At 36.1% G+C, this 22,887-nt stretch carries 20 protein-coding genes and 1 pseudogene; 10 read left to right on the top strand and 11 right to left on the bottom strand.

The features are described 5' to 3' along the window. Positions 1-6 precede the first annotated feature (6 nt). A complete protein-coding gene (locus B8W84_RS03110; RefSeq protein WP_094751870.1) occupies positions 7-1,203 on the bottom strand; it encodes an acetate kinase in 1,197 nt (398 codons plus the stop codon). Positions 1,204-1,523: 320 nt separating this feature from the next. On the opposite strand from B8W84_RS03110, the gene B8W84_RS03105 reads away from it, so the two are divergent. The 4 genes from B8W84_RS03105 to rsmF all read left to right on the top strand — a co-directional run bounded on the left by B8W84_RS03105 (position 1,524) and on the right by rsmF (position 6,778). Continuing rightward, on the top strand, positions 1,524-1,988 hold the full coding sequence (locus B8W84_RS03105; RefSeq protein ID WP_094751869.1) for a paraquat-inducible protein A: 465 nt from the start codon (positions 1,524-1,526) through the stop codon (positions 1,986-1,988). After that, the gene (locus B8W84_RS03100) at positions 1,981-2,610 is read left to right on the top strand and encodes a paraquat-inducible protein A (protein WP_094751868.1); all 630 of its coding nucleotides are present in this window, start codon (positions 1,981-1,983) and stop codon (positions 2,608-2,610) included. The genes B8W84_RS03105 and B8W84_RS03100 overlap by 8 nt, the downstream gene beginning before the upstream one ends. Next, positions 2,603-5,266 carry a PqiB family protein gene (locus B8W84_RS03095; protein WP_094751867.1) on the top strand — a complete coding sequence of 888 codons (2,664 nt, stop codon included), beginning with the start codon at positions 2,603-2,605 and terminating at the stop codon, positions 5,264-5,266. The genes B8W84_RS03100 and B8W84_RS03095 overlap by 8 nt, the downstream gene beginning before the upstream one ends. A 66-nt stretch (positions 5,267-5,332) precedes the next feature. Continuing rightward, positions 5,333-6,778 (top strand): 16S rRNA (cytosine(1407)-C(5))-methyltransferase RsmF, encoded by a 1,446-nt coding sequence (rsmF, locus tag B8W84_RS03090; protein ID WP_094751866.1) that lies wholly within the window; start codon positions 5,333-5,335, stop codon positions 6,776-6,778. Between the two features lie 196 nt (positions 6,779-6,974). On the opposite strand, the gene B8W84_RS03085 is transcribed toward rsmF, so the two are convergent. From B8W84_RS03085 to B8W84_RS03065, 5 genes are all read right to left on the bottom strand, one after another. Beyond that, positions 6,975-7,199, bottom strand: a complete 225-nt coding sequence (locus tag B8W84_RS03085) for a DUF2835 domain-containing protein (RefSeq protein ID WP_094751865.1) — start codon at positions 7,197-7,199, stop codon at positions 6,975-6,977. A 265-nt stretch (positions 7,200-7,464) separates the two neighbouring features. Beyond that, a complete protein-coding gene (gene thiI, locus B8W84_RS03080; protein WP_094751864.1) occupies positions 7,465-8,919 on the bottom strand; it encodes a tRNA uracil 4-sulfurtransferase ThiI in 1,455 nt (484 codons plus the stop codon). A 69-nt stretch (positions 8,920-8,988) separates the two neighbouring features. Next, a complete protein-coding gene (locus tag B8W84_RS03075) occupies positions 8,989-9,531 on the bottom strand; it encodes a YaeQ family protein (protein WP_094751863.1) in 543 nt (180 codons plus the stop codon). 126 nt (positions 9,532-9,657) lie between these two features. Continuing rightward, a complete protein-coding gene (locus B8W84_RS03070) occupies positions 9,658-10,878 on the bottom strand; it encodes an anaerobic sulfatase maturase (protein ID WP_219349760.1) in 1,221 nt (406 codons plus the stop codon). A gap of 67 nt (positions 10,879-10,945) precedes the next feature. Continuing rightward, entirely contained in the window at positions 10,946-12,439 is a 1,494-nt protein-coding gene (locus B8W84_RS03065; RefSeq protein ID WP_257797946.1) for a sulfatase family protein, read from the bottom strand. A gap of 145 nt (positions 12,440-12,584) precedes the next feature. Between B8W84_RS03065 and feoB the strand changes: the two genes are divergently transcribed. Then, a complete protein-coding gene (gene feoB, locus B8W84_RS03060; RefSeq protein ID WP_094751860.1) occupies positions 12,585-14,588 on the top strand; it encodes a ferrous iron transport protein B in 2,004 nt (667 codons plus the stop codon). 8 nt (positions 14,589-14,596) lie between these two features. Next, complete coding sequence (locus tag B8W84_RS03055; protein WP_094751859.1) at positions 14,597-14,785, top strand: FeoB-associated Cys-rich membrane protein; 189 nt, start codon at positions 14,597-14,599, stop codon at positions 14,783-14,785. Between the two features lie 153 nt (positions 14,786-14,938). Here the strand turns inward: B8W84_RS03055 and rlmM are convergent, their stop codons facing one another. Genes rlmM through B8W84_RS03035 form a run of 4 tightly spaced genes read right to left on the bottom strand, consistent with a single transcriptional unit; the run spans position 14,939 to position 18,092 of the window. Beyond that, entirely contained in the window at positions 14,939-16,039 is a 1,101-nt protein-coding gene (gene rlmM / locus B8W84_RS03050) for a 23S rRNA (cytidine(2498)-2'-O)-methyltransferase RlmM (protein ID WP_094751858.1), read from the bottom strand. After that, positions 16,033-16,449, bottom strand: a complete 417-nt coding sequence (locus B8W84_RS03045; protein WP_257797897.1) for a DUF423 domain-containing protein — start codon at positions 16,447-16,449, stop codon at positions 16,033-16,035. Before B8W84_RS03045 ends, rlmM begins: the two co-directional genes overlap by 7 nt. Further along, positions 16,430-17,278, bottom strand: a complete 849-nt coding sequence (gene kdsA, locus B8W84_RS03040; RefSeq protein ID WP_094751857.1) for a 3-deoxy-8-phosphooctulonate synthase — start codon at positions 17,276-17,278, stop codon at positions 16,430-16,432. Before kdsA ends, B8W84_RS03045 begins: the two co-directional genes overlap by 20 nt. A 10-nt stretch (positions 17,279-17,288) precedes the next feature. After that, entirely contained in the window at positions 17,289-18,092 is an 804-nt protein-coding gene (locus B8W84_RS03035; RefSeq protein ID WP_094751856.1) for a SirB1 family protein, read from the bottom strand. 135 nt (positions 18,093-18,227) lie between these two features. On the opposite strand from B8W84_RS03035, the gene B8W84_RS03030 reads away from it, so the two are divergent. The 4 genes and pseudogenes from B8W84_RS03030 (at position 18,228) to B8W84_RS03015 (ending at position 21,778) form a co-directional block, all read left to right on the top strand. Beyond that, positions 18,228-18,824, top strand: a complete 597-nt coding sequence (locus B8W84_RS03030) for a TetR/AcrR family transcriptional regulator (protein WP_094751855.1) — start codon at positions 18,228-18,230, stop codon at positions 18,822-18,824. Between the two features lie 93 nt (positions 18,825-18,917). Beyond that, entirely contained in the window at positions 18,918-19,976 is a 1,059-nt protein-coding gene (locus B8W84_RS03025) for an NADP-dependent oxidoreductase (protein WP_094751854.1), read from the top strand. Next, positions 19,973-20,595: pseudogene (locus tag B8W84_RS03020) on the top strand (glutathione S-transferase family protein). Before B8W84_RS03025 ends, B8W84_RS03020 begins: the two are co-directional and overlap by 4 nt. Positions 20,596-20,629: 34 nt before the next feature. Then, positions 20,630-21,778 (top strand): iron-containing alcohol dehydrogenase, encoded by a 1,149-nt coding sequence (locus B8W84_RS03015; protein ID WP_094751853.1) that lies wholly within the window; start codon positions 20,630-20,632, stop codon positions 21,776-21,778. A gap of 54 nt (positions 21,779-21,832) precedes the next feature. Here B8W84_RS03015 and trpS read toward each other — a convergent pair whose 3' ends face one another. Then, the gene (gene trpS / locus B8W84_RS03010; protein ID WP_094751852.1) at positions 21,833-22,879 is read right to left on the bottom strand and encodes a tryptophan--tRNA ligase; all 1,047 of its coding nucleotides are present in this window, start codon (positions 22,877-22,879) and stop codon (positions 21,833-21,835) included. Positions 22,880-22,887: the final 8 nt, after the last annotated feature.

Below are 22,887 nucleotides of genomic sequence, written 5' to 3'. Positions count from 1 at the left end.
CATTGATTAGCTAGTTAAAGCTAAAGTATCTTCGGCAATAACCCATTCTTCATTTGTAGAGATCACCATTGCAAGCGTACTATCTTGCGCACTGATAACGCCTTCTTTACCAAAACAACATTTAAGATTAGCTTCATTGTCAATTTTAAAGCCAAGCAAACTTAAACGCTCTAAAGTCATGGCGCGAATTGGTGCAGAGTTTTCACCAATGCCTCCAGTAAAGACAACTGCATCTAAACGGCCATCTAATGCTGCCGTGTAGCTTGCAATGTATTTCGCTAGACGATAGCAATAAAGATCCATCGCACGCTTCGCACCTTTATCAGTTGCATAATTATCTTCAACAAAACGACAATCACTGCTAGTTTCCGTTAAACCTAGTAAACCAGACTCTTTGGTTAACATCGTATTAATTTCATCTAGGCTATAGCCTAATTCATCATGAAGATGGAAAATTATAGCAGGATCAATATCACCACAACGCGTACCCATAACTAAACCTTCAAGTGGCGTCATACCCATTGAAGTATCCACAGATTTCCCATTCTTTATCGCACAAACAGAGCCTCCATTACCTAAATGACAGCTAATAATATTTAGTTCATTCAATGGTTTGTTTAATTTCTTTGCCATTTCGACACTGATGAAATAATGACTTGTTCCATGCATACCATAACGACGAATACCATTTTGTTGGTATAGTTTATAAGGTAGAGCATATAAATAAGCTTCTTCTGGCATTGTTTGATGGAATGCAGTATCAAAAACAGCCACATTAGGTAGCAATGGAAATGCTTGTTGAGCAGCTTCAATCCCAACAAGATGCGCAGGATTATGCAATGGAGCAAGTGCTTTGCATTCATCAATACCACGAAGAACTTTCTCACAGATCAACATTGATGAAGTGAATTTTTCACCACCATGTACAACACGATGACCAATACCATGTAAACTTGCTTTTAATTCAGTTTCAGAGCCCAATATTTCGTTTACAATAAAATCTAAAGCTTCTTTATGCGCACTGCCATTGCCTAATTCAGCACGGCCCTTAACGCCCTTTAATTTCCACTTAATCGAAGCATTCTCTAAATGTAGGCACTCAGCAAGACCCGATAGTTTTTCATCACCACTGATTGTATCAATAATCGCAAATTTCAAAGAAGAACTACCACAGTTCAGTACGAGGATCAGCTTATTGCTCATATCCAGAATATCCTTTATATAGAAAAATATAACTAGGTTCGTTAAATATTAAACCTAAAAAAAAGCTAGGTTACAGGGGAAAAGCAAAGATAACAATGTTAGAAATAACATATTTTATAAGTTGCCAAACAAACATTACTTTTCCCGCTCTATTTCGTTCTTTCTACGCGTTTAAACATCTATCTAACTCTTGTTATACTTTTTTGGTGCCTAATAATCATTAACTAAAAATTCTAAATGAGCGGAATAAAAGAGTTTAACAGCCAACATTTTATCCTTTATTTAAAATATCTAACTGATAAAAATAACGTTGCTCTTGGATGTTAGCACTCAGTATCTGCGCCTTACTCTTACTTTTCCCAGCATTTACTCTCCCTCTTTTTTCTATACATATACTGGGCCTAACCGAAGATACCAATCTATTGCACGGCGCATTGATGATGCTTAATAGTGCGCCTCTAGTTGCCTTTATGGTTTTGTTTTGTGCCGTAGTTGCCCCAACACTATTGATTATTAGCATTGTCATTAGTAGTACGTGTTTTACTTTTAATCTTCGTTTTGTTTTTTTACCTCAAATATTAAAAGTCACCCGCATACTGTCGCATTGGTCAATGCTTGAAGTTTATTTAGTAAGTTTAATTGTCGCCATTTTCAAATTAATCGCCTACGCCGATCTTTATTTTGGCCTTGGTTTTTACTTCTTTATCGCTCTTTTGTGGATAAATATGCTTATTCTAAGCAATTACAGTGACCATCATAGCTGGGAAAAGTATTATAATGAATGAAATAGCAAAAGCGGGCCTCTCTGGCCGACAACAAGGTTTACAACTTTGTTGTGTTTGTTGTAAAACAAGCAAACAAACACAACATCCTGATATTTGTCCTCACTGTTTAAATCGAATTTCATTACGCAAAAAAAATAGTTTGCAAAAAACATCGGCTCTTTTGATAACCGCCATTGTCTTTTTGATCCCGGCCAATATTTATCCAATTACTTATTTACTAAAAAATTCAATACTCTATCCAGATACGATTTTTTCAGGCATCTTAAGTTTAATGGATAGTAATATGAAGATCATTGCAGGCATTGTTTTTATTGCTTCTATTGTTGTTCCTATTTTAAAAATCGTCGGCTTAACTATCATCACACTCGCCGTACATTTTAAATATAAACTCAATGCTAAAACACAATTTTTAGCCTTCGCTTTTATTGCATGGATAGGGAAATGGTCCGTTTTAGACCTTTTTGTGATCTCCATCATGGTTGCTGTCTTTGATAAAGGAAATTTACTTTCTGTTTACCCTGGTATTGCGGCATCCTCTTTTACTTTGGTTGTGCTTTGTACTCTTTTTGCCGCCAACAACTTCGATACTCGTTTAATTTGGGATGCACAAAATAATGACTGATGTAAAATCAAGAAACCAAGCCACTCTCGCAAAAAAACGCGTATTTTCTCCCATTTGGTTTTTACCTTTGCTTGCCGCAATTTTAGGTGGATGGCTCTTACTCACCAATATTACCAATGCCAATGAAAGTATCTCTATCCATTTTACCAATGCTGAAGGCATTATTGTCGATAAAACACGTATACGTTATAAAGGTGTGATTGTCGGTACCGTAAAAAAAATCGAATTAGACAGCCGGAGCGGTATCAACATCACCGCAACCATTGAATCACACGCAACATCGATGTTACGTGAAAATACGCAATTTTGGTTGGTTTCTCCACAAGCATCTTTAACCGCCATCTCTGGACTAGACACTCTTTTTTCTGGAAGTTACATTAATTTACACCCTGGAAACGGCGATACGAGAAACAATTTTGAAGCCGTTTCAGAACCTCCCGTTTATATACCAAAAGGTGCATTACTGGTTAATTTGAAAAGTAAACAAGCTGATTCTATTGGTATTGCAACGCCTTTGTTCTATAAAAAGATAAAAGTCGGTGAAGTCATTAAAATACAATTAGCGAAAGATACAAGAAATGTAGATATCAGTGCATTTATCGATAAAAAATATAGCTATTTACTCCATGCTAATAGTAAGTTTTGGAATATAAGTGGATTAAATGCCAATATTTCGAGTAATGGGTTTGATTTAAAAATTGCAAGTATCAGTGCATTAATTGCAGGCGGAATAACGTTTAGCTCACCCGATAATAGCCCGAAATTAAGCACACAAAAAATATTTACCCTTTATAACGACTTTAAAGAGAGTCAGCATGGCGTAACAATTACACTGATTTTAAAATCCACGGAAAACTTATCTAATGGAGCAGACATTCGCTTTAAAGGACACAACATAGGCCATTTAACGGAGATAAAATATGTTAAAAACAAAAAATATTTTATAGCTAAAGCCACTATAACGCCTGAATTTAGTGATCTAATGACCCAAAATGCACAATTTTGGCTCGAAAAAACATCGATTTCTTTTACTAAAATAAGTAATGTCAGTAATATTGTGAGAGGCAACTATATTGCTTTTGCTCCCTCTATTAAATCTAATGCCACACCAAAGAAACAATTTAATGTAAATCTTGAACAGCTCCCTTTAAAACCTGATTTAACTCTACACCTATTAACCGAAGATGCGACGGGTTTAAATAAAAACGATCCTATCCAATTCCAAGGTATAAAAATAGGTGAAATAAGCCGTTTGCACATCTCTAATTCCGGCAAGTTTATTGAAGTGATGATGCAAATAAACACCAAATATCGATACCTGATTAATAAACAAAGTAAATTTTATTTATTAAGTGGTGTTAATTTACAAATGTCATTCACTGGTATTAAATTACAATCAAGCCCCCTCGAAAATATTATCAGTGGGGGAATCGGTTTATATAATCAAATTCCGATCCCAAGAAACACCCCTGTTAGCACCTTATCTAAACATCAAATATTCCGCTTATACGCATCGAGAGCGATAGCAAAAGAAGGGAAAGACATTTTCACTAGCCCCTTAACGGTTAATATATTAAGCACAAAACTACCGGCTTTAAATGTAGGCTCTCCAGTTTATTACCATAAGTTCCCCATTGGTGAAATAAGCTCGTTTAATTTTGATGATTCTGGTCTCATACGTACCACATTAATCATAAAAGGTTCGTATAAACATCTTATTAATGCCGAAAGTGTTTTTTGGAATGTGAGTGGTTTTAAACTTTCAGCAGATCTACAAGGTATAAAAATGCAGGCGGAATCATTACTTGCCATCACTAGCGGAGGTATTGCGGTAGAACAAGGTAATGCTAATATCAATAACCGTTTTAAAAATGGAGCTTATAAACTTTTCGCCAGTTACCAAGAAGCGGCCAATCCCGAAAAATCTATCACCATCATTTTTGAAAACGCTAACAACTTAAAAGTGGGCAATAAACTAAAATCAAATGGACTTGTTATTGGCGAGGTAAAAAACTTAAGTTTAGATGAAAATAACAAAATCCAAGTCATTGCAAATATAAAAGCACCTTTTATTAAGCAAGTACTGCACAAAAACAGCCGTTTTTGGGTTGTAAGTAGTCATATTTCACTTTCGGGCGCCAAAAACTTATCTACCTTAATCAGTGGTGATTACATTAATGTTAGCCCTGGAAATGGTCAGTTGACGAGTATTTTTAAGGGCGAGTTAAACGAGCCCTTATTACCCAAAAACAAACAAGGCTTAACCATCATTTTATTGGCAAACAACGCTGGCTCAACCAATATAGGCAGTCCCGTTTACCATCGTCAAATTCAAATTGGTGAAGTGATTGCAAAACAATTAAATAATGATGCCAGTGGCGTTGAAATAACCTTAAACATTTATCCGAAGTACACCACCATCATTCGCCAAAACTCTATCTTTTGGCCCGCATCAGGCTTTAATCTCGATGTAGGTATTAGTGGCGCCACCCTAAAAACCACATCTCTAACCTCCTTAGTGAAAGGAGGCATAAATATGAGCACCAACGACCGATATAAATTACAGGCCCCTGCAGAATCAAATGCACATTTCACCTTACAATTAGATGTACAAGACAAATGGTTTAATTGGCAATTATCCATCCCAAAAACATAGCTTTTTTAAGGTAGAGTATGGTATAAAACACACACTTTTTTGTGTGTGTTTTATTTAGGATTTTTAATGGATAACAATACTCTTCTTCCGGCCGCTTTTATTAATAAAATGTCCGGGATCTTTCCGGAGAAACTTTCTTTTCAAGATTTTCTGGATGCGTGTCAGCGCCCTCTTCGACCCGCTATTCGAGTAAACACCTTAAAAATTAGCATTGCTGATTTTAAATGCCTAGCGGCGGAACATCAATGGGAATTAACTCCCATTCCTTGGTGCACAGAGGGTTTTTGGATAAAAACAAGTACACAGATAACGCCTTTGGGTAATAGTTTTGAACATCTTGCCGGACTTTGTTATTTACAAGAAGCCAGCTCCATGCTTCCTGTCAGTGCACTCTTCCATTTCTTTAAAAGTAACGAGCAATCTGTTTTACTTGATCTATCCGCAGCCCCGGGTTCAAAGACAACTCAAATAGCGGCTAAGATGAACAATCAAGGCTTACTTATTGCCAATGACTTCTCCGCCAGCCGCGTTAAAATTTTGCATGCTAATATGCAACGTTGTGGTATTAAAAATGTAGCCTTAACTCATTTTAATGGCAATGTATTTGGTGCATGGCTACCGAACAGCTTTGATGCAATTTTACTTGATGCTCCTTGCTCGTGTGAAGGAACGATACGTAAAGATAAAAATGCGATGAAAAACTGGAATCAAAACGCCATTGAAAATATCGCTTTAACCCAAAAAGAACTGATTAAAAGTGCTTTTTACGCACTAAAAGAGCAAGGCGTTTTAATCTATTCAACTTGCACCTTAAGCCATGAAGAAAATCAAGAAGTTTGTCATTTTCTCAAAGAACATTTTACCGACAGTGTTGAGTTTTTAAATCTGGCGTCTTTATTTCCAGGCGCATCGAAGTCATGCACGGAAGATGGCTTCTTACACGTATGGCCTCACATTTATGATAGTGAAGGTTTTTTTGTCGCCGCATTACGTAAAATTGGCCCTACAACTCCTCCCGAAGTTAAAAAGCGTTTAGGTAAGTTTCCTTTTATTCGTCCTACAAGACAAAAAGAAGCTGAGTTATATGCTTATTTTGAACAGAAATTCGGCATAGCAAACATTAGTGGGATGTTATATCAACGCGATCAAGACTTTTGGCTATTCCCCGATCCTATCAAAGCATTGATTCCAAAGATCCGTTTCTCTCGCTTAGGCATTAAGATTGCAGAAGAATTTGGTAAAGGTCGAAGAAGTGGCTTTAAAAGTACGCATGAGTTTTTAACTTTATTTGGCGCGCACGCCACTAAAAACGTTTTATCTCTTAATGCTCAACAAGCACAGGCTTTTTATCAAGGCCGTGATATTCGCGACTTAAATCATAAATTCGAAACGGGTGAGGTTTTACTTAGCTATCGTAATATTATAATCGGTTTTGGAAAGGTACTAAATAATCGGATTAAAAATAATCTTCCCAGAGAATTGATTCGTGATTCTAATTTATTTGACAAATAACTTTCAAATAAACTTTTAATTTTAGGAATGTCGGTTATTCTTTACTTAAGAAGTATTGCTTTTAAGTGAGACATTTATATTTATTAGATCTGCGTTTAATACGCAGAAAATCTCATCTCATTAGTCACAATATTTTTATGTTGTGTTTATGCCTTTAGTTGCCTAGGTATCCCCTTTTTTCCTAGGCTTTTTTTCTTTATTGCTCTAATAACACTAGCTTTTCAAATTTATTTTTCTCAGAAAGGGTTAGTTGAAAGTATCCTCTCACCCCTAACTGCGAAAAAAAAGGCACAAAACGCATCGCAGGAATTTGTAACATGCGCCCTGTATCATCACGAACTTTAATCACTGTATTTGGCGAACGATATAATTGCTCAAATGCTTGATAAGAAATATTTAAACGAAAACAAAAAATATTCACAATATCACCTCAATCGTCGAATGAAGATTCTGTCCACACAATACACCACCGTGCCAAAGGATATTTCACGAGAATGATTTAGGAAAGGTCTTTCAAAAAAATCATCTTTTAAATGTTGGATAAATACAGAATGATACCATGAAACGAAACATACCGAGGTATAGTGAAAATTAAACTAAAACACGTGTTACCCCGGCAATTTATTTAACCCCTACATATACAAAATGGCACCCTAGACCTTGCACCATTTTTATCTGAACACTTACTAAGGGCGATAAACTTTCACATTATCAAATCCAGCTTCTTTTAAATATAATGCTTGTAATTGACTCATTACGCCACGATCACAATATAGAAGATATGTTTTATCTTGTGCTAATTCCCCAAATTGTGATGCCAATTTAAAGAAGGGTAAATATTCAATATGTACATCTTTAATCGATAAAGGCGCCATTTCTTGTTCTTCTGCCGAACGAATATCTATAATCACTTCATTAGTATTAAAAGCAGAAACAGATTCAACTTCGACTACGTCCTTATGAGCAGCTTTCGCAATATCACGAATATCGATAACTTTTGCTTTTTCAACCACAGCTTGAATCAAAGAGAGATCAAATTTAGCTTCTTCTTTTTCAATTTTACTCATTACGGCTTTAACCGTCGGGCGCTGTGAAATCACACCACAATATTCAGGGATAGTCTCAGAAATCTCAGCCGTACCAATTAAGCGAGCACAATCAATAATATCTTGTTTATCCGTCACAATTAACGGACGCAAGATAAGCATATCTGTGACTTTATCGATCACCGATAAATTACGTAATGTTTGGCTTGAAACCTGACCTAATGCCTCTCCAGTCACCAAAGATTCAATATTTAAACGCTCAGCAACTAATGTTCCCGCACGCATCATCATACGTTTTAGCACCACACCCATCTGACCGTTATCCACTTTCTCTAATATTTCGGCAACTACCGGTTCAAAAGGAATCGAAATAAATTTAACTTTATGTGAAGAGCCAAAACGCTCCCATAAACGATACGCAACCTGTTTCACTCCAATTTCATGCGCCGCACCACCTAAATTAAAGAAACAATAATGCACACGTGAGCCACGTTTAATAAATTGATAGCTTGATACGCCAGAATCAAACCCACCTGAAATCAAAGATAGTACAGATTCTTGTGTTCCTAAAGGAAACCCTCCTAACCCAGGATGGCGCTTATCAATAAAGAAAAGCTTATCATTATTAATTTCTAATCTTACGGTGATATCAGGATTTTTTAATTTGACCCCTGCCGCGTCTGTAAATTGATTTAAACCCCCTCCAATATAGCGCTCCGCTTCAATGGAAGAAAAATCATGCTTACCAACGCGTTTCACACGCACACAAAATGTTTTGCCGGTTAATGAATCACCTAGGTGTTCTTTCGTTTGTTCATAAGCATCGTGTAATTCCGTAAATTGCGTTTCTCTGACTTCTAAAAAATGTGCAATACCAGGAGTACTCGCCAAACGGAAGATAATGTTTTCTTTGTTTTGCGCACTTTCATTCTCCGTACGCACAATGATTTTATCCCATTCTAAAATCACTTTTACATCAACATCAACATTACATAAGACATTGCGAATGTTACCTTGTAACATTTTACTAAAGCGTTTTCGAACAGGCTTACTTTTCATCATAATTTCAGGGAAAAATTTGACAATAAATTTCATGTTATATCACTGTTTTTGGTTAATAAAATAAGGTGCAAGAGCATAGCAAAAAACACAGAGACTTTCATCTTATTGCGCACTTTGCAAGGTAACATAATTAATTTCACATTCCCCTTTTTGAGTCGCTATGTAGCAGGTTTGCCCAGACATAGTCATTGAAATTTCCATAGAGCGTTGCACTAACAATGCTAATTCTTGAATTTGAGCAAACTCAAATTGATAAACTTCAACATTTTTTAATTTCGAAAAGTCCTTTTTTCCTTGCTGCCACCACACATCCGATTTGCTATTAAAAGTATAAATATAAACAGATTTTGCTCTACGACTCGCTTTTTTAATACGCTCAAACGCAGGCTCTCCCATATCAATCCAAACCAATAGCTCATCCGACAAGTTTTTTGCCCAAATATCTGGATCATCAACACTAAATAACCCCTTACTGAACGCTAAAAACTCTTGATATTGTAAACAATATGCAACGACACGTGCCATCATTCGTTCTAAATTTTCAGAAGGATGCTGAGCAAGTGTAAAATTAAATGCATCATAAATATCATTGTTGAAATCAGAGCGATTAATGCTCATCTTATAAATAGTTGGTTTTAAAGCCATTTTATTACCTGTTGTAAAGTATCATTTAAATCATATTCTATTATCCCAAAAGAATATGTGAGAATAAAGAAGCGATTGTAAGATCGCTATCATAACGGCTCATGTTTGTCTTTAACATGAATTTGACTAAAAAGTTATTTTAGCGCCTTGATTTTCTCGAATAATATCGACTAAATCCATAATATGATACGCAGGGAGACCGGAGTTCAATAATTCTCGCATTGCATTCAAATAAGGCGTCATTTCACGGAACATGAGTTTATAGCCTGCACAAAAATATGAAACGTTCAAATTGTCTATTTTACTTTTTATGAATCGATGTTTAGGGCACCCTCCATTACATATTTCAATATAAGCGCATTGCTCGCATTGCTCAGATAGCGTTTTCTTTTGTGTATTAACGTTATGCCCAAACGCATTCGATAATTTAATATCAGAAATATTACCCAATAAATAACCATCGTAAACAAAATGATCACACTCATAAATACTACCATCAGCTTCAATGACAAGATTATCACCGCAAGCATTTTGAAAGATACAACTTGAATGTCCATTGCCCATGAAACAACTAATTAGACTCTCAAATTGTCGAACAAAAATTTTCCCGACATCTTGGGACACCCATTGTTTAAATATTTCCACCATAAATTTCCCGTATTGCTCCGCTGGTACCGAAAACGGACATAATGTCACACTCTGTGGCTCATCGCCAAACCAAATAGGGATATGATTTTCGTTCAACTCTTGGGTTTCAACAAGCTCTATAAATTGTAAATGCTTTGCTCCAATAGATTTTAAAAAATTATATGTTTCAATCGGATACTGTACATTTAAATTATTGACTACCGTCAATGTATTAAATTTAACCGCATGCTCATTAAATAATTCAATGGCTCTCATCACCTGTTTAAAAGTGCCTTTGTTAGATTTAGTTACCCGATATTTATTATGTATTGTTTCTGGTCCATCTATAGATATCCCCACTAAGAAATCATTTTTTAAGAAAAAATCACACCATTTAACATTGATTAAAATACCATTAGTTTGAAATGCATTGTAAATCTTTTTATTCTTTGCATATGTTTTTTGATATTTAACAGCCTGTTCATAAAAGGGTAATCCAGCTAAAGTTGGCTCTCCTCCTTGCCAAGTAAAATAAACATTTTCTCCCGCAGCTTCAATATAGTGCTTAATATATTGTTCTAACACTGGATATGTCATTGTTTGCGTTAGTTTTGCTGGCAAAGAAAATTCTTTTTCTAAATAAAAACAATAATCACAATTTAAATTACACTGGAAGCTAGTAGGTTTTGCGGTTATATGCATATTAATATAAGTGCTCAAAAGCACATCTCCATAAGTACATAAGGTGTATATTTTATATACACCTCGAAATAAATAATACGTTTATCTATTTAAGGGATGATCGTTTAATTCGTTCATATTTAGGAAGAGTAATTGGATTGTTAGGTTTTTTCGTAGAAGCGATGAATTTTTTCATATCTTCTTTCATTTGCACAAATGTTTTAGGATTCATCTTAATTAAATTATGCTCTTGACGTAAATCATTCAATTTATACATGCCATATTCACCCGATTCTTCAAGATACATTAACATGAAGTCATTATTACGAATGGTCCATGAAAATTCACTTAATGCTTCTGTATTCGGATTGAAAGGGTAATCGTCTGATTCATAACGAATAAATTTATGATAACCATTCCAAAATGCAATATTACCTTCATCAAAATGATGAGGATATGAGGTCATCCAATAGAGGTTTTGATGTGGATTACCTTTTTTATCACCTTGAAGATATGGAAGTAAAGAAACCCCATCTAAATTATTTGGCACAGCAATACCTGCTACATCTAATGCAGTAGGAAATAAATCCATGGCAGAGACAAGTTTATTGTAATCAGAGCCCTGATGTAAACGACCGCCATACCAGATAAACATAGGAGTATGTGTTCCCCCTGTCGTCGTTTGACCTTTATAACCCTTTTGGGCGCCATTTAGAGGCAAAGGTCCATCAATAACCGCGCCATTATCTGAAGTAAATAAAATCATCGTATTATCATATTGACCATTTTTTTTCATCTGTTCTAAAATACGATTTAAACCTTGATCTGCTGCATAAATTGACGCATAGAAGTTATCGGCCGTTGGGCTTCCCGTATTAAATTTAGATTGATATTGAATTGGAGCGGGTGCATCATTTGGCAAATGAGGCGCATTAAAGGCTAAATACAGCAGAAAAGGTTGCTCTAACATCTTAGCTCTGTTTACAACACCGATGGACTCCGTTGTAAACTGATCTGAAATATAACCTACCGCTTTAATTTGTTCCCGATTTTTAAATAATGCGGGTGAATTATAATAAGCTGCACCATGATTATGGAAGCCCATAAAATAATCAAACCCTCTATTTTGAGGTTGGGTTTCTTCTGAAGAAAATTGAATATAATTATCGTGATAATCTCGAGAGCGTCCATTTTTAGGGGCTTTAATACTCGAAATTTTAGACATGTGCCACTTACCAATCGCTGCCGTATAATAACCATGATTTTGAAAAAGCTCTGGCAAGAATGTTTCAGATAAAGAAATACCCTCTTCTGCATCAATATTTGAATAAACACCGTAACGAGCAGGTGAGCGCCCGGTCATTATCGCGGCTCGAGATGGTCCTGACACGCCATGAGCCACATAACCATTCGTTAACTTAACACCTTCACTCATTAATTTATTTAATGTCGGTGTTGATTTTTTTGCGGCCTCAATCGCCTTCGCGATAGAAATGGTATATGTTTCAACTGTTTTTCTATTTTCCATTGTTTTAGGATCAAAAGATCTTTTATCAAAATTCATTTGACCATAACCAAGATCATCGAGTGACACTAAAATAATATTAGGTTTATCCGTCGTAGTATATGTTTTAAATTCAATATTAGAAAATGCAACATTTGTCTCGGTAGATATTTAGAACCATATTAATACACTTAACATCCATTACATATATGTAAACCTATCACAGCATTAGGAGATTTTTTTGAAAATTGCATTAGCGGGTAATCCCAATAGTGGGAAAACAACTTTATTTAACGCGTTAACCGGTAAAACGGCACACGTAGGAAATTGGGCTGGAGTTACCGTCAATAAAAAAGAAGCGTTAATAAAAAAAATATTTAACCAAACCAATACCTCCATTACTGCGGTTGATTTACCCGGTGCATATTCTCTCTCTCCTTTTACATCAGAAGAGGCTATCACCCGCGATTTTGTTAAAAATCAACAGCCAGAAGTGATCATTAATATTGTTGATGCCACGAATTTAAGCCGTAGTTTGTTTTTAAGTACTCAATTACTTGAACTTGGCATTCCCGTTGTTATTGCGCTCAATAAAACAGATCTAACCCAAAAGAAAAAAACAATCATTGATGTTGCGGCTTTAAGTAAAATGTTAAGTTGTCCGGTTGTTGAAATCGTGGCGGTTAAAAATAGAGGTAATGGTTTAGATGCACTTATAGAAAAAGTGCTTTCAGTGACAGAGCACTCTCAACGTGCCCCCTTTAAAATAGACAATGTCGATTTAAACAACAAAAAGGCAGTAAAAGAAGTTGATATAAAGCGCTTTCAATTTGTAGAACAACTGGTTCAAAGCGTCGAGATGAGACAAAACAAAAGCAATCAACAAACAATACAAGATAGTGTTGATCGTGTTGTCGCCCATAAATGGCTGGGATTACCTATTTTTGCCTTTATCATGTGGACCGTATTTTCTATTTCACAAACCTATTTAGGTCCTATTTTAGCGGAAATACTTGGCGGATGGATTGAGATTTTTTATGTTTTTGTGCAAAATTTACTCGGAAATGATGTATCCCCCGTTTTAAGCTCATTATTACTTGATGGTATTATCGGTGGTGTTGGTGCTGTTGTAGGCTTTTTACCTCTTATCATGGTGCTTTTCTTTCTCCTCGCTATCTTAGAAGATTGTGGCTATATGGCCCGTGTTGCCGTTGTAATGGATCGTTACTTCAAACGTGTAGGCTTATCTGGTAAATCTATTATTCCTATCATCATCGGTACCGGTTGCTCTATCCCCGGAATAATGGCCACCCGCACCATTAAAAATGAACGACAACGTAGAACAACCGCGATGCTCACTCCTTTTATGCCATGCGGCGCTAAATTACCCGTGATTGCTTTATTTGCTGGTGTTTTCTTTAATGATGCAGCATGGGTTGGCACTTTAATGTACTTTATGGGGATAGCCATTATCATTTTAGGTGCTTTAGTGGTTATGCGTATCACCGGAGAAAAGAATTCTCGCTCCTTTTTTATCATGGAATTACCCGAATATCGCTTCCCGAGTATTCAACGAGCCATTACATCCACCCTTTCAAGAGCAAAAGCTTTTATTGTTAAAGCCGGAACAATTATTCTTTTATGTAACGCTGCCGTACAAATAATGCAAACCTTTACTTGGCAATTTGATGTTGTAGCTGCAGGGGAACAAAGTAGCAGTATTTTAGCAAGTGTCTCATCTCCGTTTGCGTTCTTCTTAATTCCTCTTGGATTTGGTGTATGGCAATTGGCAGCTGCCGCCATTACAGGCTTTATTGCAAAAGAAAATGTAGTCGGTACTCTAGCCGTCGTTTACAGCATTACTAACTTTATCAACACCGATGAATTGGCATTAGTTTCTGGTGGCTCTCAAGTAGCAAGTATTATGGGACTCTCATCTGTTGCAGCCTTATCTTACTTAATCTTTAATCTATTTACGCCTCCTTGTTTTGCTGCGATTGGTGCAATGAATGCTGAAATGGAAGATAAAAAATGGTTATGGGGAGGGGTTGCTTTTCAATTTGGTATGGGGTATTTCATGGCATTTATTACCTACCAAATCGGCACGTTAATTACCACGGGAACATTAGGTGATGGCTTTATTTATGGCTTTATAATTTGCTTATTATTAGTTAGCTATCTTTTTTACTTAATGAAAAAAGGCGATAAGCAAACAGTCGTTACTTTAAAAACAATGAAAAACTAGGATCATATATGCTCAATATTATTGTTTTATTTGTTATTTTATTAATTTTTGCAATGGCCATAGGAAAAATAATATCGGACAAACGCAAAGGTATCGCCTGTGTTGGTTGCTCTCTCAGTGATAACTGCAGTAAAGTATCCTCTACTTTTAAGGATAATAAAACAATGCAACAAATAAACATAAAACACATTGAGTAAATAATAAGTGATGTAAAAACTAAATTCTTGATACTCCTTTCGTTTAACCTTTTAAGGTTGCCAACGAAAAAATATCTTATCATTTCCGATAACAAAAATAAAAAACCAGTGATTTACACTGGTTTTTTTTATTCTATTTATAATCAGAAATATTTATTGATCATGCCCTATTTGTTTACCCCAAACATTACCCAGCAAACTAATATGCACACTTATCTCTTCTCTATCATGATATAACTGTTTTGCTTGTAATTGATATTTAATACCCGCATCTTCCAGTATATCCGTGATTATTTTAATATCTTGTTGAGCTTCTTGGTAACGCTTTTTCATGGGAAGCTTCAGATTGAATATCGTTTCTTTACACCAACCTTCAACAAGCCATTTAGCCATTAATTGCGCTACGCGTTTCGGCTTTTCTATCATATCACAGACTAACCAATCAATATTTTTACGCTCTGGTTCAAATTTAAAACCATCTTCCATAAAATGCTTTACTTGACCACTGTCCATTAAGCTTTGTGCCATTGCACCATTATCAACACAACTAACAAACATACCTTGACGTACTAATTGATAAGTCCAACCGCCCGGACATGCTCCTAAATCAACTGCATGCATCCCTGATTTAAAACGCTCCTCGCGCTCTTCTGCCGTTAAAAACGTATGTAATGCTTCTTCGAGTTTCAGCGTTGAACGACTCGGCGCTTCACTTGGAAAACGCAAACGCATAATTCCCATATATTGTTCATTACGATTTTGCGGTAAAGAATACCCAATATAAGTGGATTGATTATCCAAAAAACATAAGTGGTAACATATTTTTTTACGATTTTCTTTTGCAGTTAAAATATTTTGTTTCTTTAATGCTTGGCGCAATGGCACTGTAAATTTCCGACAAAAAGTCAGTAATGGTTTAGTTTCATCGCCTTCTGGCGTTTCAACATATAAATCACCACCCATTGGTAGATCGCGCATCGCATCTAAAATAGGCGTGATACGATCTTGCAACGGTAATGCTTTTAAAAACGTTTTTACAGCTATCATTTGCCGTGCAAAAATCAGTTGCGAGTAATCAATACCTTTAGCAAGCTCTAAGACATCTTCTGGGTTATAACATTGATAAAACACATAACCACTTTGACGTTGTGTTTTTATAAAGCCAAAAACATTTAACGCACCCGCCTTATCTTGAATTTCATTGGCACAATCATTTTCAAAACCCGGACGACAATATAATAAAATCCCTAACATTTTCTACTCTTTGTAATAAAAGATAACGCAGCAAATAGCCACGCCAATATCAATAATAACCCACCGACAGGGGTTATCCAGACAATGATTTTTGTTCCCATTAAAACATATAAATACAAACTACCACTAAAAAAACAAACGCCGAGCAATAAAGATATTTGACTCAATAATAAATAACGATTCGGCATCAATAAATTTATGACAGATATGATTAAAAGTACAATGGCATGTAATAGCTGGTAGTTAACGGCTAATTGAAAATACTCAACTTGTTGTGCACTGCCCCAAGAGGACAATCCATGACTCGCATAAGCGCCAAGCGCGACACCCGTCGCTCCCAGCAAACTTGCCATCAAAAGAAAAAAACGATTCGACTTAGTCATGAGTAATTTATTCGGTATCGATAACATCAAAACTTTTCACCAGTTCATCCATTTGTTGCATTTGCGTCAAAAATGGTTTTAATTTATCTAATGCTAAGGCACAAGGACCATCACATTTCGCATTACTTGGATCAGGATGAGATTCTAAAAATAATCCTGCAATACCTTGAGACATACCAGCAAGCCCCAATTGCACCACTTGGCTACGACGCCCATCTGCACTATCACTGCGTGCACCTGGTTTTTGTAATGCATGAGTTACATCAAAAATCACAGGATGCCCTGTCTCTTTCATAATGTTAAATCCCAACATATCTACGATTAAATTATTATATCCAAAGCAGCTTCCTCGCTCGCATAAAATAATTTTATCATTACCCGCTTCTTTAAATTTAGTGATGATATGCGCCATTTCATGGGCTGCCAAAAATTGTGCTTTTTTAACATTAATAACAGCATTAGTCGATGCCATTGCTTGCACAAGATCTGTCTGGCGACTTAAAAAAGCAGGCAATTGAATAACATCAACCACTTCAGCTACCGCGGCGGCTTGATGAGGCTCATGTACATCAGTAATAATTGGCACGTTAAATGTCTTTTTAATCTCTTCAAAAATACGCAAACCTTCTTCAAGCCCAGGACCTCGATAACTATGAATAGAAGAACGGTTAGCTTTATCAAAGGATGCTTTAAAAACATAAGGAATTTTTAGAGCACTGGTCACTTCAACATATTTTTCTACCATGCGCATGGCTAAGTCACGAGACTCTAAAACATTCATACCACCAAATAAAACAAAAGGTAGATCGTTACCAATGTCAATATTGCCAACTTTAATTATTTTTTGTTGTGTCATATTACTCTCTCTAATGAATAACTTGAGGTTTAAAACTCATACTTTGAATCTGTTTCTTTAATATTGTCACTAAAGGATCTTGCGGATGCTTTTTTATAAAAAACTCAAAATCATCACATGCCAAACTTAAACAATTTAATTGTTGGAATAAAAACCCGCGATCGCGAACTTCATACGCATCATCCGGACCGAGCCTTAATATAATCTCGGTACAAATTAACGCCAACTCGATACTTTCGGCTTGAACATAAGCGGCCTTTAAAACATGAATATAACGTTTAATTATACTTTCATTACTGTCGTGTTTTAACATATTTGAATGTAAACGAGCATGGTTTCCTAACTCCCCACGCACTTTTAGTTCTAATTTGTTTCTGTTTAGTAATTCTCCCGTAAAGGGATCTAAATAAAGGCGCTCATCGTCAATATGTATCACAATCATAAATCCACTTGGGAAGCATATCCCCTGGGCTTTAAAAGAGCACGAATCTAGAATATCTAAAAGAAGAATACCTAAACTAATTGGGATCCCTTTGCGCAGTTTTAAAACTTGTGACAGTAAGGCATTTTCTACTTTATAGAAGGCTTTCCAATCACCGGCAAAACCTAACTGCTTGTAGATTATGTCCAGTAAAAACAACAATTTAGGTTTATCTTCCTGTTTAAAATCTTTTAATTTAGAATTTATAACAATTTTTTGTAAGCGCAAGCTTGCTTGAAATTCTTCTATATCTAACCCTGTTATCTCTGCTTCAATCTTAAGTGCTGCATTTAACAATGAGTGAGCATCAAAATCAAATTCTTCATCCATCATTTTTTAACTGTTTCCTTGAGTTACTAAACGGCTTACTTTATCTCTTTGTACTACTTAAAATAAAATCTTCATTTTTATTACTTTTCACTCAAAAATAGCTAGACGACTGGTCTATTTTATTTTAAGCTGTGTCTTATGAAAATAGAAAACAATACAACACGTCAACATATTTTAAACTGTGGTTATCAATTGATAGCAAGACAAGGCTTTTCAAATGTTGGCCTTGCGCAAATATTAAAACATGCACAAGTACCCAAGGGCTCTTTTTATCATTACTTTAAATCGAAAGAATTATTTGGCGAAGCCCTTATCCAAGATTATTTTACTCATTATCAAATTGAACTAGAAACACTTTTTAATGCACCACATATCAATGCTTATGATAAATTAATTACTTATTGGCAACGCTGGATTGATGCTCAAAATACACAAGGGGTTGTACATACCTGCCTTGTTGTTAAATTAAGTGCTGAAGTTTCTGATCTTTCTGAGTCTATGCGACTGGCATTACTCAGTGGTGCCAAAAATATCATTGCCAGCCTTAGTTTATGTATTGAAGCGGGCATAAAAGATGGGTCTATTCCTATCAGAGAAGCCTATAACAGTGCAGAGCTTCTCTACAATCTATGGATTGGTTCAAGTTTACTGTGTAAACTCAGTAAAAATAGCCAAGGTTTAGATCAAACTATGACTATAACAAAAGCTATTCTAAAAAATGATGTACATTTTTAAACGCAAAATCATGCTTTAATTGCATGATTTTTTTTACAACAAACAACTAGACGACCAGTCTAATTGTGGTTTTATTTAATCAAAGGGTTACCCATGAGTAATATTCAAAACAGGCAAGTTATTTTAAACGCACGCCCTATTGGCGCACCTAAATTAAGCGATTTTAATCTACAATCAACGACTAAACCAACGCCAAAAGACGGAGAGGTTTTATTGCGTAGCATCTATTTATCTCTCGACCCATATATGCGAGGCCGAATGAGTGATGTAGCATCATATGCCCCCCCCCTTGCATTGAAAGATGTGATACTCGGAGCAACGGTTTGCCAAGTTGAAATATCTAAAAATAGCCAATTTAAACCCGGTGATTGGGTACTCGCTTATGGCGGTTGGCAAGATTTTAGCATTTCTAATGGTGTTGGATTAGTGCATTTAGGGCAATCCCCACAAAATCCTTCACATGCCCTTGGCATTATGGGCATGCCCGGCTTTACCGCTTATATGGGGTTGCTCGATATTGGTCAACCTAAATCAGGGGATACTTTGGTCGTGGCAGCTGCCAGTGGCGCAGTCGGTGCAACGGTAGGGCAAATTGGTAAAATAAAAGGGTGTCGTGTTATCGGTATCGCAGGCGGTAGCGAGAAATGTGAGTATGTGAAAAATGTATTGGGTTTTGATGACTGCCTCGACCATAAAGATGCAAATTTCTCTCAACAATTAGCGCAAGTTTGTCATGAAGGCATTGATATTTATTATGAAAATGTAGGTGGAAAAGTATTTGATGCAGTGCTTCCTTTGCTAAATACTGGTGCACGAGTACCCATTTGTGGCTTAATTTCACAATATAATGCAACCACATTAAATTCAGGTCCGGATCGTCTGTCATTATTGATGGGTACTCTTTTAGTGAAACGCATTAAAATGCAAGGCTTTATTATTTTTGATGATTACGCACACCGTTATGATGAATTTGCACAGCAAATGACACAATGGTTAAAGGCCGGGAAAATACATTATCGTGAACATCTTATACAAGGCTTAGAAAATGCTCCACAAGCATTTATTGGCTTATTAGAAGGTAAAAACTTTGGCAAATTGGTCATCCAAGTAAATCAACCTAACCCTTCTTTAAATACGGAGGATCATAAATGATTACTTTACACCATCTGAATAAATCACGTTCAAAACGTATTATTTGGCTTTTAGAAGAGTTGCAAGTTAAGTATCAAATTATTGCTTATAAAAGAGATAAAGACACTTTTCTAGCACCTGAAAAATTAAAAAAATTCATGCTCTTGGTAAATCTCCAGTACTTGAAGATAATGGACAAATAATTGTAGAATCAGGTGCGATCACAGAATACTTAATTACTCGTTATGGTGCCGAAAAATTAGCCCCTAAACGCGATACAAAAGAGTATATTGAATACATACAGTGGCTACATTTCGCCGAGAGCTCAGCCATATTACCTTTACTAATGAAAATGTTTTTACAAAAAGATGGGTGTAAAACACGTTACCTTAATACATATATCGACAATGAAATAGAAAAGATTGTCTTTTACTTTAATGCGTCATTACAAGGTAAAACTTACCTTGTCGGTGAACGCTTAAGTGGTGCTGATATTATGATGTCATTTATTGTCGAGATCCTAAAAAACAGCCTCACGTTAGATAACTTTAAACATCTAAAACGCTACGATGCACTATTAAAAACACATGAAGCCTTTAATAAAGCAGATTTATTAGAAGCACAATATAACAACGTTTAATTCTATTTTTATGTACCGTACAGAGAGGATTCTAATGAACAATTTTACTTACCATAACACTACCTGTATCTATTTTGGTAAAGGGCAAATCAGTGCTGTTGCCAACATTCCTAAAGATAAAAAAATATTAGTCACTTATGGAGGAGGCTCCATCAAAAAAAACGGCGTGTATGCACAAGTTAAAGACGCCTTAAAAGGGCATAACTGGGATGAATTTTCAGGTATCGAAGCCAATCCTAAATACGCAACTCTAATGAAAGGTGTTGCTAAAATAAAAGAGCAAAAATTTGATTATTTACTTGCGGTTGGTGGTGGATCTGTCGTTGATGGCACTAAATTTATGGCTGCAGCTGCGTGCTTTGAAGGAGATGATCCTTGGGATATTTTATCTAAAAAAGCCCCCGTTGTAAGCGCCCTGCCACTCGCTTGTGTCTTAACACTTCCCGCTACTGGCTCAGAGAGTAATTGTGGTGCGGTAGTGACTCGTGAGCATAATAAACTGTCATTTGGCAGCCCTCTTGTTCGTCCACTTTTTGCGGTATTAGATCCAACTACCACACTAAGCCTATCACCACGTCAAAGTGCTAACGGTGTCGTTGATGCCTTTGTACATGTCATGGAGCAGTACCTCACTTATCCTGTTAACGCCAAAGTACAAGATCGCTTTGCAGAAGGTTTATTACTTAATTTAATCGAAGAAGGCCCTAAAGTGCTCGCAACGCCTAATGATTTAGAGGTGCGCTCTAATATCATGTGGACAGCTACACAAGCCCTTAGCGGTATTTTAGGCGTCGGTGTACCACAAGATTGGGCGTCTCATATGATAGGCCATGAATTAACCGGTAATTTTGGTATTGATCATGCGCGTAGTTTAAGTATTATTTTACCCTCTGTCATGCACAATCAACGCCACAACAAAGAAGCAAAATTATTACAATATGCATCGCGTATTTTTTCCATTAATAGTGGTAGTACACAAGAGCGTATTGATTTAGCAATTAGTAAAACTATCGATTTCTTTAAAAGTATGAACGTACCGACTTCACTTGCAGACGTATCTTTAGATGCGGCCTCTGTTGAAACTATTTTAAGTGCTCTTGATGCACATGAAATGAGCGCATTAGGTGAGCATGGTACTATTAATCTAACACAATCGCGCGCTATTCTTGAACATGTATTATAAATAACAAAATCAAAAAAGGCTTCTGTACAAAGAAGCCTTTTTTATTTATCTTTTTTAAAATAAATTTAAACCAAATGCATTTTTGACGCGTCTCAACACTTGATTAGCCTCATCTTGAGAACGCTCCGTACCTTCTTTTAATATGCTTAACAACTGTGCTTTATCATTCATCAACATTTCACGGCGCAAGCGAATAGGTCTAAGAAAATCTTGTAAACATTCTTCGAGTATTTTTTTAGTATGCCCATCGCCAAGGCCCCCTTCTTGATACTGCCTTTTAAGTGTCTCAATATATTTGCTATCACTATGAAAAGCATCTAAATAAGTAAACACTACATTGCCTTCAATTTGTCCTGGATCATTAATATTCAGATGTTTAGGATCGGTATACATGGATTTCACCACACGTTTAATATCTTGTTCACTTGCACTCAGCAATAAACTGTTCGACATTGATTTAGACATTTTATTTTTACCATCCGCACCCGGTAAACGTGGAACTTTACTGAGTAAAGCACGACATTCGACTAAAATTTCTTCTCCGGCAATCGCATTTATTTTACGAACGATTTCATTTGTTTGCTCAAGTAAAGGTAATTGATCTTCTCCTACAGGGATCAGTGTGCCGTTAAAGGCGGTAATATCTGCGGCTTGACTGATAGGATAAGTTAAAAAACCAGCCGGAATCGATTTACCAAAAGATTTATTAGCTATCTCACTTTTAACCGTAGGGTTTCTTTGTAGCCTTGCCACGCTCACTAAATTAGCATAATACATCGTTAACTCTGCAAGTGCCGGTATAGAAGATTGTAAACAAATAGTCGTTTTTGCGGGATCAATGCCAACACATAGATAATCTGCTACGACATTTAATATATTAGAAGAGACCTTTTCTGGATGATAACCGTTATCGGTTAAGCCTTGCATGTCCGCGACGAGAATCGTTTGTTGGTATTTGTCTTGTAATATAACGCGTTGTTGTAATGAGCCAACATAATGACCTATATGTAGTGGTCCAGTTGCTCTATCACCCGTAAGAATTTTATCGCCAGAGATTGGTGCTGCGATTGTACAAGTCGTTTTATTTTCCAAAGTATGAATCCTTAATG

This window comes from Psychromonas sp. CD1 (assembly GCF_002239585.1).
In the GTDB taxonomy this organism is placed as follows: domain Bacteria; phylum Pseudomonadota; class Gammaproteobacteria; order Enterobacterales; family Psychromonadaceae; genus Psychromonas.
The sequence above is the reverse complement of the archived record's forward strand: the minus strand, read 5'-3'. Positions and strand labels throughout refer to the sequence as shown.